The sequence below is a fragment of the Pseudomonas sp. 1L-E-NC-VB-C3 genome (assembly GCF_057291535.1).
Window position 1 is genome coordinate 483,516 of record NZ_JBXAWD010000003.1, and the last position, 13,845, is coordinate 497,360.

General features: G+C 60.6%; 13 protein-coding genes. 10 read left to right on the forward strand and 3 right to left on the reverse strand.

Annotation, left to right across the window (positions count from 1 at the left end; genetic code table 11):
- Positions 1-31: 31 nt before the first annotated feature.
- Entirely contained in the window at positions 32-832 is an 801-nt protein-coding gene (locus AC0Z5Z_RS07715; protein WP_485610931.1) for a phosphatase PAP2 family protein, read from the forward strand.
- 97 nt (positions 833-929) lie between these two features.
- On the opposite strand, the gene AC0Z5Z_RS07720 is transcribed toward AC0Z5Z_RS07715, so the two are convergent.
- A complete protein-coding gene (locus AC0Z5Z_RS07720; protein ID WP_016772182.1) occupies positions 930-1,337 on the reverse strand; it encodes an RNA-binding S4 domain-containing protein in 408 nt (135 codons plus the stop codon).
- 116 nt (positions 1,338-1,453) lie between these two features.
- Here AC0Z5Z_RS07720 and rimA point away from each other — a divergent pair, with 116 nt between their 5' ends.
- The 3 genes from rimA to rimK are packed head-to-tail and all read left to right on the forward strand — an operon-like array spanning position 1,454 to position 3,631.
- Complete coding sequence (rimA, locus tag AC0Z5Z_RS07725; RefSeq protein WP_485610935.1) at positions 1,454-2,233, forward strand: S6 modification regulatory phosphodiesterase RimA; 780 nt, start codon at positions 1,454-1,456, stop codon at positions 2,231-2,233.
- A 16-nt stretch (positions 2,234-2,249) separates the two neighbouring features.
- A complete protein-coding gene (gene rimB / locus AC0Z5Z_RS07730; protein ID WP_016772184.1) occupies positions 2,250-2,729 on the forward strand; it encodes a retropepsin-like aspartic endopeptidase RimB in 480 nt (159 codons plus the stop codon).
- Positions 2,726-3,631: a 30S ribosomal protein S6--L-glutamate ligase gene (gene rimK / locus AC0Z5Z_RS07735; protein ID WP_024011184.1), complete on the forward strand. Its 906-nt coding sequence runs from the start codon at positions 2,726-2,728 to the stop codon at positions 3,629-3,631. Before rimB ends, rimK begins: the two co-directional genes overlap by 4 nt.
- 88 nt (positions 3,632-3,719) lie before the next feature.
- Here the strand turns inward: rimK and AC0Z5Z_RS07740 are convergent, their stop codons facing one another.
- A complete protein-coding gene (locus AC0Z5Z_RS07740) occupies positions 3,720-5,033 on the reverse strand; it encodes an ATP-binding protein (protein WP_016770645.1) in 1,314 nt (437 codons plus the stop codon).
- 114 nt (positions 5,034-5,147) lie between these two features.
- Entirely contained in the window at positions 5,148-5,888 is a 741-nt protein-coding gene (ompR, locus tag AC0Z5Z_RS07745; RefSeq protein WP_016772186.1) for an osmolarity response regulator transcription factor OmpR, read from the reverse strand.
- A 358-nt stretch (positions 5,889-6,246) separates the two neighbouring features.
- Between ompR and AC0Z5Z_RS07750 the strand changes: the two genes are divergently transcribed.
- From AC0Z5Z_RS07750 to tauC, 6 genes are all read left to right on the forward strand, one after another.
- The gene (locus AC0Z5Z_RS07750) at positions 6,247-8,571 is read left to right on the forward strand and encodes a Tex family protein (protein ID WP_485610932.1); all 2,325 of its coding nucleotides are present in this window, start codon (positions 6,247-6,249) and stop codon (positions 8,569-8,571) included.
- Positions 8,571-8,954: a PaaI family thioesterase gene (locus AC0Z5Z_RS07755; protein ID WP_052392141.1), complete on the forward strand. Its 384-nt coding sequence runs from the start codon at positions 8,571-8,573 to the stop codon at positions 8,952-8,954. The genes AC0Z5Z_RS07750 and AC0Z5Z_RS07755 overlap by 1 nt, the downstream gene beginning before the upstream one ends.
- 247 nt (positions 8,955-9,201) lie before the next feature.
- The gene (gene gshA / locus AC0Z5Z_RS07760) at positions 9,202-10,785 is read left to right on the forward strand and encodes a glutamate--cysteine ligase (RefSeq protein WP_041477477.1); all 1,584 of its coding nucleotides are present in this window, start codon (positions 9,202-9,204) and stop codon (positions 10,783-10,785) included.
- 329 nt (positions 10,786-11,114) lie between these two features.
- Positions 11,115-12,092, forward strand: coding sequence for a taurine ABC transporter substrate-binding protein (tauA, locus tag AC0Z5Z_RS07765; RefSeq protein ID WP_160768537.1), 978 nt, complete (start codon positions 11,115-11,117; stop codon positions 12,090-12,092).
- A 15-nt stretch (positions 12,093-12,107) separates the two neighbouring features.
- Complete coding sequence (tauB, locus tag AC0Z5Z_RS07770; RefSeq protein ID WP_041477476.1) at positions 12,108-12,902, forward strand: taurine ABC transporter ATP-binding subunit; 795 nt, start codon at positions 12,108-12,110, stop codon at positions 12,900-12,902.
- The gene (gene tauC / locus AC0Z5Z_RS07775) at positions 12,899-13,732 is read left to right on the forward strand and encodes a taurine ABC transporter permease TauC (RefSeq protein ID WP_485610933.1); all 834 of its coding nucleotides are present in this window, start codon (positions 12,899-12,901) and stop codon (positions 13,730-13,732) included. The genes tauB and tauC overlap by 4 nt, the downstream gene beginning before the upstream one ends.
- Positions 13,733-13,845 lie beyond the last annotated feature (113 nt).

Consider the following 13,845-nt stretch of genomic DNA (forward strand, 5'->3'; position numbering starts at 1 on the left):
GCCGGCGCTTTTTCGCCATGGGAGGCATTTTATGAACAATCCGGGTTTGTTCCAATCAAGGTGGAACCTCGGCCGGCTGGTTCTGTGTAACGTAGTGCCGCTGGCGCTACTGGCTTTCTGGTTATGGCCTACCGGTCAGATGCTGTGTGTGATTTTCGACGAGTGGCTGTTCCGCTCGTTGAATGCGCCGCTGGCCAGCAACCCGATATGGCTCCACATCTGGGCAATTGCAAGTCTGCGCCCGTTCGACATCGTCGTCGGACTGATTCTGCTGACGCTGCTGATCAAGGGCGATTGGGTTTTCAGGGCGATCGACGTGCGTCGCGCGTTCTTCGGTTTTTTCTCGATCCTGCTGCTGATGGTGGTGATCCGCGCGCTGTTTTCCAAATTCGCCGATCACATGGGCTGGCAGCACAGCAGCCCGTCAATGGTGCTTGAGGGCGCCGTGCACATCAGCGATTACTTTCCGCATCTGGAAAAAACCTGGGAGCTGAAGGACCGTTCCGGCCAGAGTTTCCCCGGTGATCATGCCTCAGTGTTGTTGATCTGGGCGTTGTTCATGGGCGTGTTCAGCCGCACCGTCGGACAATTTCTAACGGTCTGGGGTCTGGCCGTGTTGTTCATGTTGCCGCGTCTGGTGGCAGGCGCGCATTGGGGTCAGGACGACTACATCGGTGGTGTGCTGCTGGCGGTATGGGCGTTGGGCTGGGGTTACTACACGCCGTTTGCCTATCACGCGTCGAACCTCTGGTTGAAGCTGACCGCGCCGATTTTCGCGTTGCTGGGCAAGCTGCCGATGCTGTCGCGGATGAGTATGGTGCGTAGCGCCTGATACCGCGTCGTACTCGATTCACGAGCAGGCTCGCTGCCACAGACGACTCGATCGAATGTGGGAGCGAGCCTGCTCGCGAAGAGGCCGGCACAACGTTTCAATCTTCGTTGCTGCTACCGCGAAACTTGAACAGATCCCGCCGCTGTTTCTTGCTCGGTTTGCCATCGGTGCTCACGCCCAACGAGCCCGCCTTGCGCATCGCCGCAGCCGCTTCACGCTTGGCGACACTCGCTTCGGTCTCCGCGTACAAGGTTTGCGCCTCGGGTGCGCCACGACGCACGATCGACAATGCCTCGACCCTCACCGTGCGCACTTCGAAGCCAGTGCGAATCTCGAACTCATCACCAATGCGCGGCTCCTTGCCCGGCTTGCAGCGCTCGCCACGACAATGCACCTTGCCGCTTTCGATTGCTGCTTTGGCCAGAGCACGCGTCTTGTAGAAACGCGCCGCCCATAACCACTTATCGAGACGGACCTTGTCGTCCTCCTCCTGCTTCTGTCCCATATGAATTCCTCGCTCAGCCAGTAGTCGGAACTGTACTACCGTTTCTGTCGGGCGCAAGAACTCGGCCCTCCAGATTGACTGTGATCTTCGCCGCCCGACCGGCCTGGAGTGACCGCGTGACTAAATTTCCAACTTCGTTGACCTCACCCAGGGGCGGTTGCCAGGGCTGCCAGCAGAGCGAACCGCTGGATTTCGATTTTGCCTTCGCCTACCAGCCGATTGTCGACCTGCGCGATCAATCGGTATTTGCCCACGAAGCGCTGGTCCGAGGCGTGTCAGGGGAAGGTGCACTGTCGGTGTTAAATCAGGTTACAGAAGACAACCGCTACCGTTTCGACCAGCTCTGTCGGACCCGCGCGATCGAAGGCGCGGCGAGCCTAAATATGCAGACACACTTGTCGATCAACTTTTTGCCCAACGCCGTCTACCGTCCAGAGCTATGCATTCGCAGCACACTGGAGGCCGCACGCAAACACAACTTTCCGATCGACCGACTGATTTTCGAAACTCTGGAAATCGAGCACGTAGATAATTATCGCCATTTGACCAATATTCTGCGTGAATACCGCGAATTCGGCTTCAAGACCGCCATCGACGATTTCGGTGCCGGCTATTCGGGGCTCAATCTGCTGGCCGATTTCCAACCAGACCTGATCAAACTCGACATGGCGCTGATCCGCGATGTTGACCAGGACCGTGTCCGTCAGGTGATCGTTCGGGGGATTGTCACAATGTGTGCGGAGTTGAACGTTACAGTCATTGCCGAAGGCATAGAAAGCGCCGGGGAACGGGATTTCCTCGCGGACTGTGGAATATTCCTGATGCAGGGCTACTGGTTCGCCAGACCTGCGTTCAAAGCGTTGGCCCAGGTGCCGGACGGGGCCTGGAAGCGTTAACCCTTGGTTTTTTTCTTTGAAGACATTTGATCATTTGACCGTTGTCGGTCTGCGCGAGTGGGTGGCGCTCCCGGGTTTGGGAGTTGCGGGCCTGCGCGCAAAAATCGACACCGGCGCCAGCACCTCCAGCCTGCACGCCACCGACATCGAGCCGTTCGAACGCGACGGCGAGAAATGGGTGCGCTTCACGGCGCATCTCGGCACGGTGGTGCAGTTGCGTCACCGGCGCTGCGAAGCGCCGCTGGTCACGCGCAAAACCATCAAGAGCTCCAACGGCCATGCGCAGGTGCGCTATGTGATCAGCACCACGCTGGCCCTGGGTGATCGGGTCTGGCCGGTGGAGTTCACCCTGGCCTGCCGCAAGTCCATGCGCTATCGCCTGCTGCTCGGTTCCAAAGCCCTGATCGATGGCCAGTTGGTGGTCAATCCGGGCATCAAATATGTACAAGACAAGCCGGTGTTCCCGGTATCTACCTCCTCCACAGGTGTTGCATGAAGATCGCTGTGCTGTCGCGTAATCCGCGTCTGTATTCCACCCGCCGTCTGGTCGAAGCCGGAATCGAGCGCGGGCATGAAATGGTGGTGATCGACACCTTGCGCGCCTACATGAACATTGCCAGCCACAAGCCGCAGATCCACTACCGCGGCAAACCGCTGGAAGGTTTTGACGCGGTGATCCCGCGGATCGGCGCATCGGTGACGTTCTACGGCTGCGCGGTGTTGCGGCAGTTCGAAATGATGGGCGTGTTCCCGCTCAACGAGTCGGTGGCAATTGCCCGCTCGCGGGACAAATTGCGTTCGCTGCAGCTGCTGTCGCGGCGCGGCATCGGTTTGCCGGTCACCGGTTTTGCCCACTCGCCGGACGATATTCCCGACCTGATCGCCATGGTCAACGGCGCACCGCTGGTGATCAAGGTGCTCGAAGGCACTCAGGGCATCGGCGTGGTGCTGTGCGAAACAGCCACGGCGGCAGAGTCGGTGATCGAAGCGTTCATGGGTCTCAAGCAGAACATCATGGTCCAGGAATACATCAAGGAAGCCGGCGGTGCGGATATCCGCTGCTTCGTGGTCGGCGACAAGGTGATCGCGGCAATGAAGCGCCAGGCCAAACCGGGCGAGTTTCGTTCCAACCTGCATCGCGGCGGCAGCGCCAGCCTGATCAAGATCACCCCGGAAGAACGCATGACCGCGTTACGCGCTGCCAAGGTCATGGGCCTGGCGGTGGCGGGTGTGGATATCCTGCGCTCCAATCACGGTCCGCTGGTGATGGAAGTGAATTCGTCGCCGGGACTGGAAGGCATCGAGACCACCACTGGCAAGAATGTCGCCGGAATCATCATCGAGCATCTGGAAAAGAATGGCGGGCCGAATATGACCCGCACCAAGGGCAAAGGTTAAAAGCAAAAGATCGCAGCCTTCGGCAGCTCCTACAGGGGAATGCATTTCCTGTAGGAGCTGCCGCAGGCTGCGATCTTTTTTTCCGCCGTTACACCGCATCTCGGGGCAACATCAATCCCAACGGCAATCTCACCCGCGCCTCCAGTCCACCCCCGGACCGGTTGCGCAATTCGACATTGCCGCCATGCATCGCCGCAATCCTTTTCACGATCGCCAGCCCCAGCCCGGTGCCTTTGCCACCGCGAGCCCGATCACCTCGGGTAAACGGGTTGAAGATCGCTTCAAGCTCGGACGGATCAATTCCCGCGCCACGGTCCATCACACTCAGCACCACATACGGCGCGCTGGTATCTCCCGATACATACGCCGCTACTTCAACGCCGGTACCGGCATGGTTCAAGGCATTGCCGATCAGGTTGTTGAGCAGGCGTTTCATCGACACCCGACGCAGCGGAAACGGCTGGATCGGTTCCAGGCGCAGGCGCACTTTCTCTTCGTTCTGGTTGTATGGCGCGGCGACTTCGCGCACCAGATCGCTGAGGTCGACCTCTTCCACCGACTCGTCACGACCGTCGCGAATGAACGCGAGGAACTGGTCGAGAATCGCGTCCATGTCCTCGATGTCGCGGACCATGTCGTCGGTGAGGTCGGTGTGATCGCCCATCAGTTCCAGCGACAGGCGCAAGCGCGTCAGCGGTGTGCGCAAGTCGTGGGAAACCCCCGCCAGCATCAGCTCCCGCTCACGTCCGGCCTGTTCGACGTCCTCGGCCATCTGGTTGAAGGCGCGATAAACCTCGGTCATTTCGCTCGGCGTATCACTGATCGGCAGACGTACGCTGCGGCCCTGGCCGAGTTGCCGCGCGGCATACACCAGGCGCTTCAACGGCTGGTTGAGCTGGCTGACGAAAATCCATGCCGACGCCGTAGAAAGCAGGCCGATGGCGAGGAACCAGCCGAGCACGTTCCAGATCTTCTGGCCGCGCAGCGGGTGCGGATACAACGGCACTTTCAGCCAGCCATCGCCCAGACTCGGTGCCCTCACCCACAATGCCGGCGGCGAGTGCATGCGCAAACGCACCTCGGTGTCGGCACCCAGTTCCGCCTGCATCTGACGTTGGTAGATTTCGCTGTACGGCCAGTGCTGTTCGCCTTCCGGCACACCGGCGCCGACCACACGAATCAGGGTCGCGGCATCGGCAATTTTTGCGCGGTTCTCTTCGTCGGCGGCCCAATAGGCGCGCAGCGTCAGAGCGACGCCATGGCTGTATTGGCGATCCACCAGCACGTCCTCGTTCATCAACAGATAAACCAGGGTCAGCGCCTTGGAAAACAGCACGACGATCAGCACCAGCCAGAGGGTGCGGGAGAAAAAACTTTGGGGGAACCAGACGGGGGTTTTCATCTTTAACCGCTACACACTTGCAGGAGCGAGCAATGCTCGCATATTGCGGATTGCGAGTCTGTGGCAATGGCCGTGCGACCAGAGCCTTGCAGACCCGCTCCTACAAATCACCGATCACTTGGTGGCGGTGCCATCCGGTACGAACACGTAACCCACGCCCCAGACAGTCTGGATGTAGCGCGGTTTCGACGGATCGGGTTCGATCATGCGGCGCAGACGCGAGATCTGCACGTCGATGGAACGCTCCAGCGCATCCCATTCACGGCCACGGGCGAGGTTCATCAGCTTGTCGCGGGTCAGCGGCTGACGGGCGTTCATCACCAGCGCCTTGAGTACCGCGAACTCACCGGTGGTGAGCATGTGCACTTCATCGCCACGCTTGAGCTCGCGGGTCGCCAGCGACAACACGTAATCACCGAAGGTGACGTTTTCGTCTTCACTGCCCGGCGCGCCCGGCACCGGTGCGGCCTGACGGCGCAATACCGCTTTGACCCGCGCCATCAGCTCGTCCGGGTTGAACGGCTTGGCCAGGTAATCGTCGGCGCCCAGTTCAAGGCCCTTGATACGGCTCAGCTCATCGCCCTTGGCGGTGAGCATGATGATCGGAATCTGGTTATTCGCGCTGCGCAGACGGCGGCACGCGGTCAGGCCGTCTTCGCCCGGCAGCATCAGGTCGAGAACGACCAGATTGAACACTTCACGCGCCAGCAGACGGTCCATCTGCTCGGTGTTCGGAACGGTACGGGCACGGTAGCCCTTGCTGACGAAGAAACGCTCCAGCAGGCTGCTCAGCCCCGGATCGTCATCAACGATAAGAATTTTTTCGCCTTCAGCAGTTTGTGCTGTGCTGCTCATTGGATGCTCCTTTTAGCTCGGCGCGCATTATGGCGTAGCTGCCGTTATACGCACCGTGTGCATTGTTAGCAGATTTTTCCTTCACTGCCAGAAAACCGAGGTTTATGCCTACAGCCTGCAACGCCCCCGAATGACAGAACGCTGGTTATAATGCGCGGCGTTTTGCGCCAGGCAACGTCTGAATCGTTACCGTAAGTGGCCGGTATTTTTTCCGGCCCTGTGCAGTAACTGTTCGATTTCACGGGTCAATGGGCAGCTTCTTGATCCAGGCAGCGGCAATTTTCCAGCCGCTCAATCAGCCTCCAGGCCATTATCTGCGTGCCTGCGAGCCTGCTTTCATACTATGTCAGGTGGTTTTATGGACAGCATCAACAGCCGCATCGCCGAGGAACTCGGCGTACGCCCACAACAGGTCGAAGCGGCCGTCGCGCTACTCGATGAAGGTTCTACCGTCCCCTTCATCGCCCGTTACCGGAAAGAAGTCACCGGCAGCCTCGATGACACTCAGTTGCGTCATCTGGAAGAGCGCCTGCGCTACCTGCGAGAACTCGACGAACGGCGCATCAGCATCCTCGCCAGCATCGAAGAGCAAGGCAAGCTCACCCCTGCTCTGGAACGCGACATCAAGCTCGCCGACACCAAAACCCGTCTCGAAGACTTGTACCTGCCGTACAAGCAGAAGCGCCGCACCAAGGGCCAGATCGCCCTCGAAGCCGGCCTCGGCGAACTGGCCGACGGCTTGTTCAACGACCCGAACCTGACGCCGGAAACCGAAGCCGCACGCTTCGTCGATGCCGAAAAAGGTGTGGCCGACGTCAAGGCTGCGCTGGAAGGCGCCAAGTACATCCTCATGGAGCGCTTCGCAGAAGACGCCAGCCTGTTGGAAAAGCTGCGTAATTTCCTCAAACAGGAAGCGATCCTCAGTGCCCGCGTCATCGCCGGCAAGGAAGAGGAAGGCGCCAAGTTCCGTGATTACTTCGAACACGACGAGCCGCTGAAAAGCATGCCATCGCACCGTGCCCTGGCGATTTTCCGTGGCCGCAACGAAGGCATTCTCAGCTCCGCGCTGAAAGTCGGCGATGAGCTGCCCGGCACGATGCATCCGTGCGAAGGCATGATCGCTCAGCAGTTCGGCATCCAGAACCAGAACCGCCCGGCGGACAAATGGCTCGGTGAAGTGGTGCGCTGGACTTGGAAGGTCAAGCTCTACACCCACCTGGAAACCGACCTGCTCGGCGAGTTGCGCGATGGCGCCGAAACCGAAGCGATCAACGTTTTCGCGCACAACCTGCACGACCTGCTGTTGGCCGCTCCGGCAGGCCCGCGCGCGACGCTGGGCCTCGACCCGGGCCTGCGTACCGGCTGCAAGGTGGCCGTGGTCGATTCGACCGGCAAGCTGCTCGACCACGCCACGGTTTACCCGCACGTGCCGCACAACAAATGGGATCAGACCATCGCCATCCTCGCCGCGCTATGCGCCAAGCATTCGGTGGACCTGATCGCCATCGGCAACGGCACTGCCAGCCGCGAGACCGACAAGCTGGCGATCGAGCTGATCAAAAAATATCCAGCGATGAAAATGACCAAGGTCATGGTTTCCGAAGCCGGCGCCTCGGTGTACTCAGCGTCGGAACTGGCGGCCAAGGAATTCCCGGACCTCGATGTGTCGATCCGTGGCGCCGTGTCGATCGCCCGTCGCCTGCAGGATCCGTTGGCCGAGCTGGTGAAAATCGATCCGAAATCCATTGGCGTCGGCCAGTACCAGCACGACGTCTCGCAGCTGAAACTGGCGCGCGGTCTGGACGCCGTGGTCGAGGACTGCGTGAACGCCGTGGGCGTGGATGTGAACACCGCCTCCGTGGCCTTGCTGGCACGGATTTCCGGCCTCAATGCGACGCTGGCGCAGAACATCGTTGCTCACCGTGACGAACACGGCGCGTTCAAGACCCGTGCAGCGCTGAAGAAAGTCGCGCGACTGGGCGAGAAAACCTTCGAACAGGCCGCCGGTTTCTTGCGCGTGATGAACGGCGACAACCCGCTGGATTCGTCGGCGGTGCACCCGGAAGCCTATCCACTGGTGCAGCGCATTGCCGCTGAAACCGACCGCGACATTCGCTCGCTGATCGGCGATGCCGCGTTCCTCAAGCGTCTGGACCCGAAGAAATTCACCGACGAAACCTTCGGTCTGCCGACCGTCACCGACATCCTGCAAGAACTGGAAAAACCCGGTCGCGATCCACGTCCGGAGTTCAAGACTGCCGAGTTCCAGGAAGGCGTCGAAGACCTCAAGGATCTGCAACTGGGGATGATCCTTGAAGGCGTGGTGACCAACGTGACGGCGTTTGGTGCATTCGTCGATATCGGCGTGCATCAGGATGGTCTGGTGCACATCTCGGCGCTGTCGGAGAAGTTCATCAAGGACCCGCGCGAAGCGGTCAAGGCCGGTGACGTGGTGAAAGTGAAGGTCATGGAAGTCGATATCCCGCGCAAACGCGTCGGTCTGTCGATGCGCATGAGCGACACTCCCGGCGAGAAAATCGATGGCGCCCGTGGCTCGCGTCCGGGCTCGGCACCGCGCCAGTCTTCGGGCAACGCGCCGCGCAAGGAAACCGCCACAGCCGCGCCGGTGAACAATGCGATGGCCTCGCTGTTCGCCAACGCCAAGCAGTTGAAGAAACGCTGATGGAGATGCCGGCCGGGCTCGTCGAGAGCGCGTTTTTCAAGCTGTTGGGCTGTCGCCTGCACAGTCTCGAAACCGGGGTGGCGCAAGTCGCCCTGGCGCTTGAGCCCGAACTGCGCAACCGCGGCGGCAAACTGCACGGCGGCGCGCTGTTCAGTCTGGTCGACATCGCCATGGGCCTGGCTTGTTCCAGCAGCCATGGCTTCGATCAGCAGAGTGCGACCATCGAATGCAAGATCAACTACATCCGCGCCGTTTCCGACGGCGAGGTGCTGTGCACGGCGCGGGTGATCCACCCGGGCCGGCGCACGCTGGTGGTCGAAGCCGAGGTGGTGCAGGGCGACAAACTGGTCGCAAAAGCGCAAGGCACCTTCGCTGTCCTGTAGATGTTGCTCATCATTTTGAGTTAATTTCGGCGCAACGAATCCTGTGGGAGCTGCCGAAGGCTGCGATCTTTTGATTTTGTTTTTCAACAGCAAGATCAAAAGATCGCAGCCTTCGGCAGCTCCTACGGGTTCATGTGTGCGGCTGACAGGCTAGAAAACCAGGCGATAACGCCAGTTTCAACTTCACCCTTGTAGACCGTCTTGCCCACCCCCATATTGGGGCGACTGACGCGTGAAGGAATCCAAATTGAGCGAACTTCTCAACCGCCGCCTGGCTCTGCTCGGCGAGCGCGCTAACCTCTCTCTGCTCAAGCAGTGCCTGCACGGTATCGAACGTGAATGCCTGCGCGTGACCAGTGAAGGTCGCCTGGCGCAAACGCCGCACCCCGAAGCCCTGGGTTCCGCGCTGACCAACGAACAGATCACCACCGACTACTCCGAGTCGCTGCTGGAATTCATTACGCCTGCCCTGCCGGATCCTGCCGACACGCTGGCGAGCCTGGACAAGATTCATCGTTTTGCCTACAGCAAACTCGGCAACGAGTACCTGTGGAGTCCATCGATGCCGTGCCCGTTGCCGGCCGAGGAAGATATTCCGATCGCCTATTACGGCACCTCCAACATCGGTCAGCTCAAGTACGTTTATCGCAAGGGCCTGGCCCTGCGTTACGGCAAGACCATGCAATGCATTGCCGGGATTCACTACAACTTTTCCCTGCCGGAACAGCTCTGGCCATTGCTGCGCGAGGCCGAAGGTTTCGTCGGCACCGATCGCGATTTCCAATCGGTTTCCTACATCGCGTTGATTCGCAACTTCCGTCGCTACAGCTGGCTGCTGATGTACCTGTTCGGTGCCTCGCCGGCGCTGGACGCCGGCTTCCTGCGCGGGCGTTCGCATCAGCTCGAGCAGCTCGATCCGGACACGCTGTATCTGCCGTACGCCACCAGCCTGCGCATGAGCGATCTCGGTTATCAGAGCAATGCCCAGGCCGGCCTGACACCGTGCTACAACGACCTGGCGAGCTACACCGACAGCCTGCGCGAAGCCGTGGCCACGCCCTACGCGCCATACGTGGAAGTCGGCACGCACAAGGATGGCGAATGGGTGCAGCTCAACACCAACATCCTGCAGATCGAAAACGAGTACTACTCCAACATCCGCCCGAAACGCGTGACCTACACCGGTGAGCGGCCGATCCAGGCGCTGATGGCGCGCGGCATCCAGTACGTCGAAGTGCGCTGCCTGGACATCAACCCGTTCCTGCCGATGGGCATCGACCTCACCGAATCGCGCTTCATCGACGCCTTCCTGCTGTACTGCGCGCTGAACGACAGCCCGCTGCTGACCAACACTTCGTGCGGCAACGCCACCTCGAACTTCCTCAGCGTGGTCAAGGAAGGTCGCCGTCCGGGCCTGCAATTGCAGCGTGACGGTCAACCGGTCGAGATGAAGCAATGGGCGGCCGAACTGCTGGAACAGATTGCTCCGCTGGCGGCGATGCTCGACCAGAGCGTCGGCGGCGATGCCCACAGCAAGGCGCTGGATGCGCAACTGGCCAAGGTCAACGACCCGTCCCTGACCCCATCGGCGCAGGTGCTGGCGGCCATGGCTGAGCACAAGGAAAGCTTTGCGCAGTTCTCCCTGCGCCAGAGCCAGACCCACGCCGAGTTCTTCCGCAGCGAGCCGTTGGCGGCTGACGAGCAAGCGAAGTTTGAAGAACTGGCGCGCGCATCGCTGGCGCAGCAGACCGAGCTTGAACAGAACGAGGTTGGCGATTTCGATGTGTTTGTTGGCGCGTATCAGGCGAGCATCCTCGCCATCAGCAATTAAAAGCCCCTCACCCTAACCCTCTCCCAAAGGGAGAGGGGACTGACCGCGTTGTTCTTGCGAGCTACACCGACCTGAAATACCGGGCCGAACTCAGGCCTTGAAAAGCATGAAGATCAGCTCCCTTTCCCCCTCGCCCCCTTGGGGGAGAGGGCTGGGGTGAGGGGGCAAAGTTCTGACGTCGAACGAATCATCCGAAATCCCCACACCCTCTCCTATCCTTAGATTTTTCCGCTCATAAGCTCATTCGAAAAAGTTATTTATTTCGCGATTCTTAGATCATTTAGTCTCCACTCATGCCGACATTCGGTCGCCTGATCTGGAGCTCTCAATTGAAACTGAATTTCCCGCTTCGCCTGCTCGCCGCCGCCTCGCTGGCCGCTGCAAGCTTCCTGGCCCAGGCGGCCGATCTCACCGTCGCCTACCAGACTACCGTCGACCCGGCCAAGGTCGCTCAGGCCGACGGCGCCTACGAGAAAGCCACCAAGGCCGATATCAGCTGGCGCAAATTCGATAACGGTGCCGACATCATTGCCGCCATCGCGTCCGGCGATGTGCAGATCGGCTATCTCGGTTCGAGCCCGTTGACCGCCGCGATCACCCGCAAAGTGCCGGTGGAAACCTTCCTGATTGCCACGCAGATCGGCGCCGCTGAAGCACTGGTCGCGCGTGATGGTTCCGGCATCAAGACTCCGCAGGATCTGATCGGCAAGAAAATCGCCGTGCCGTTTGTGTCCACCGGGCACTACAGCCTGCTCGCCGCGCTCAAGCACTGGAACATCGACCCGTCGAAAGTCACCGTGCTCAACCTCGCGCCGCCAGCCATCATCGCGGCGTGGAAACGCGGCGATATCGACGCCACTTACGTGTGGGATCCGGCACTGGGCGTCGCCAAGGAAAACGGCACAGTGCTGATCACCTCCGGCGAACTGGCCAAGTTCGGCGCGCCGACCTTCGACGCGTGGATCGTGCGCAAGGACTTCGCCGAGAAGCACCCGGAAATCGTCACCGCATTCGCCAAGGTCACCCTCGACGCCTACGCCGCTTACCGCAAGGATCCGCAGGCCTGGCTGGCCAACCAGAGCAACGTCGACAAACTGGTCAAACTCTCCGGCGCCAAGGCCAGCGACATCCCATTGCTGCTGCAGGGCAACGTCTACCCATTGGCGGCGGATCAGGTCAGTGACCTCGGCGCGCCGACCACCAAAGCCATCACCGACACCGCCGCGTTCCTCAAGGAGCAAGGCAAAGTCGAAGCCGTGCTGCCGGACTACGCGCCTTACGTCAGCGCCAAATACATCACCAACTGATCGGGAGATACAGCGATGGCCTTGCTACAGCTGGAGCGCATCAGCGCACAGTACCCGGGCAGCCCGGAGCCGGTGCTGGCGGATATTTCTCTGACCCTGGGGCCGCAGCAATTGCTGGTCGCCCTCGGCCCGTCCGGCAGTGGCAAGACTTCGCTGTTGAACCTGATTGCCGGCTTCGTCGAGCCGAGTGCCGGGCGCATCACCCTTGACGGCGTGCCGGTCAAAGGCCCGAGTGCCGAACGTGGCGTGGTGTTTCAGGACGACGCTTTATTGCCTTGGCAGGACGTACTGGCCAACGTCGCCTTCGGCCTCGAACTGGCCGGTGTCGGCAAGGACAAGCGGGAAAAAATCGCCCGTGAAATGCTCGCGCTGGTCGATCTTGCCGGCTTCGAAGACCGGCGCATCTGGCAATTGTCCGGTGGCCAGAAACAACGCGTCGGCCTCGCCCGCGCCCTCGCCGCCGACCCGCGTGTATTGCTGATGGATGAGCCTTTCGGTGCCCTCGACGCATTCACTCGCGAGCAGATGCAGGAGCTGTTGCTGCAAGTCTGGCAGCGCACGGCCAAGCCGGTGTTCCTGATTACCCACGACATCGAAGAAGCGGTGTTCCTCGCCACGGACCTGATTCTGCTGGCACCGAATCCGGGGCAGATCGTCGAGCGCCTGCAATTGGATTTTGGTCAGCGTTATGCCGCTGGCGAGTCGGCCCGCGCGATCAAGTCCGATCCGCGTTTTATCGAAACCCGCGAGCACGTGCTGAGCAAAGTCTTCTCGCAACGCAGCGCCGTACCCCGGCAGGAGCGCGCATGAGCAGTTACGACGTTTCCGCTGCGGCGGTGAAAACACCTTCGGTGAGCATCCCGGTGCGCCGCAGCCTCAGCACTCGCTGGATCAGCCTGCTGACCCTGTTCGGCCTGTTGGCGGTCTGGTGGGCGGTGACCGCTACCGAGTTGATCGAACCGCTGTTCTTGCCACCGCCCTCTGCCGTGCTGCAAAAGGGCTGGTTGCTGGCGACTTCCGGTTACATGGATTCAACGTTGTGGCAGCACCTCGGCGCCAGCCTCAGCCGCATTGGCCTTGGGCTCGCTTTTGCCATTCTGACCGCCGTGCCGGTGGGCATTGCCATCGGCGCCAACCGCATCGCCCGTGGCGTGCTCGATCCGCTGATCGAGTTCTACCGTCCTATTCCGCCGTTGGCCTATCTGCCGCTGATCGTGATCTGGTGCGGCATTGGCGAGTTGTCGAAAGTGCTGCTGATCTACTTGGCGATTTTTGCGCCGATTGCCATTGCCACCGCGACGGGTGTGCGCACGGTTGATCCAGCAAAACTGCGCGCGGCGCAGTCGTTGGGCGCGACGCGCGTGCAGTTGATTCGCCATGTGATTCTGCCCAGCGCACTGCCGGACATTCTCACCGGCGTGCGCATTGGCCTGGGGGTTGGCTGGTCGACCCTGGTTGCGGCCGAACTGATTGCTGCCACCAGCGGCTTGGGTTTCATGGTGCAGTCGGCCGCGCAATTCCTGGTCACCGATGTCGTGGTGCTGGGAATTCTGGTCATCGCCCTGATCGCCTTCGCCATGGAAATGGGCCTGCGCGCATTGCAGCGCAGACTGGTGCCATGGCACGGCCAGGCGCACTGAAGCATTTTTGAATCACACATGTAGATACTCTGTTCACGGTCAAGCTTTTTGGGTGTGTTTATCGCTAAAAAGCTTGGCTGTACTGAAGTCTTCGCCTGCCCGCATGCAGGCCC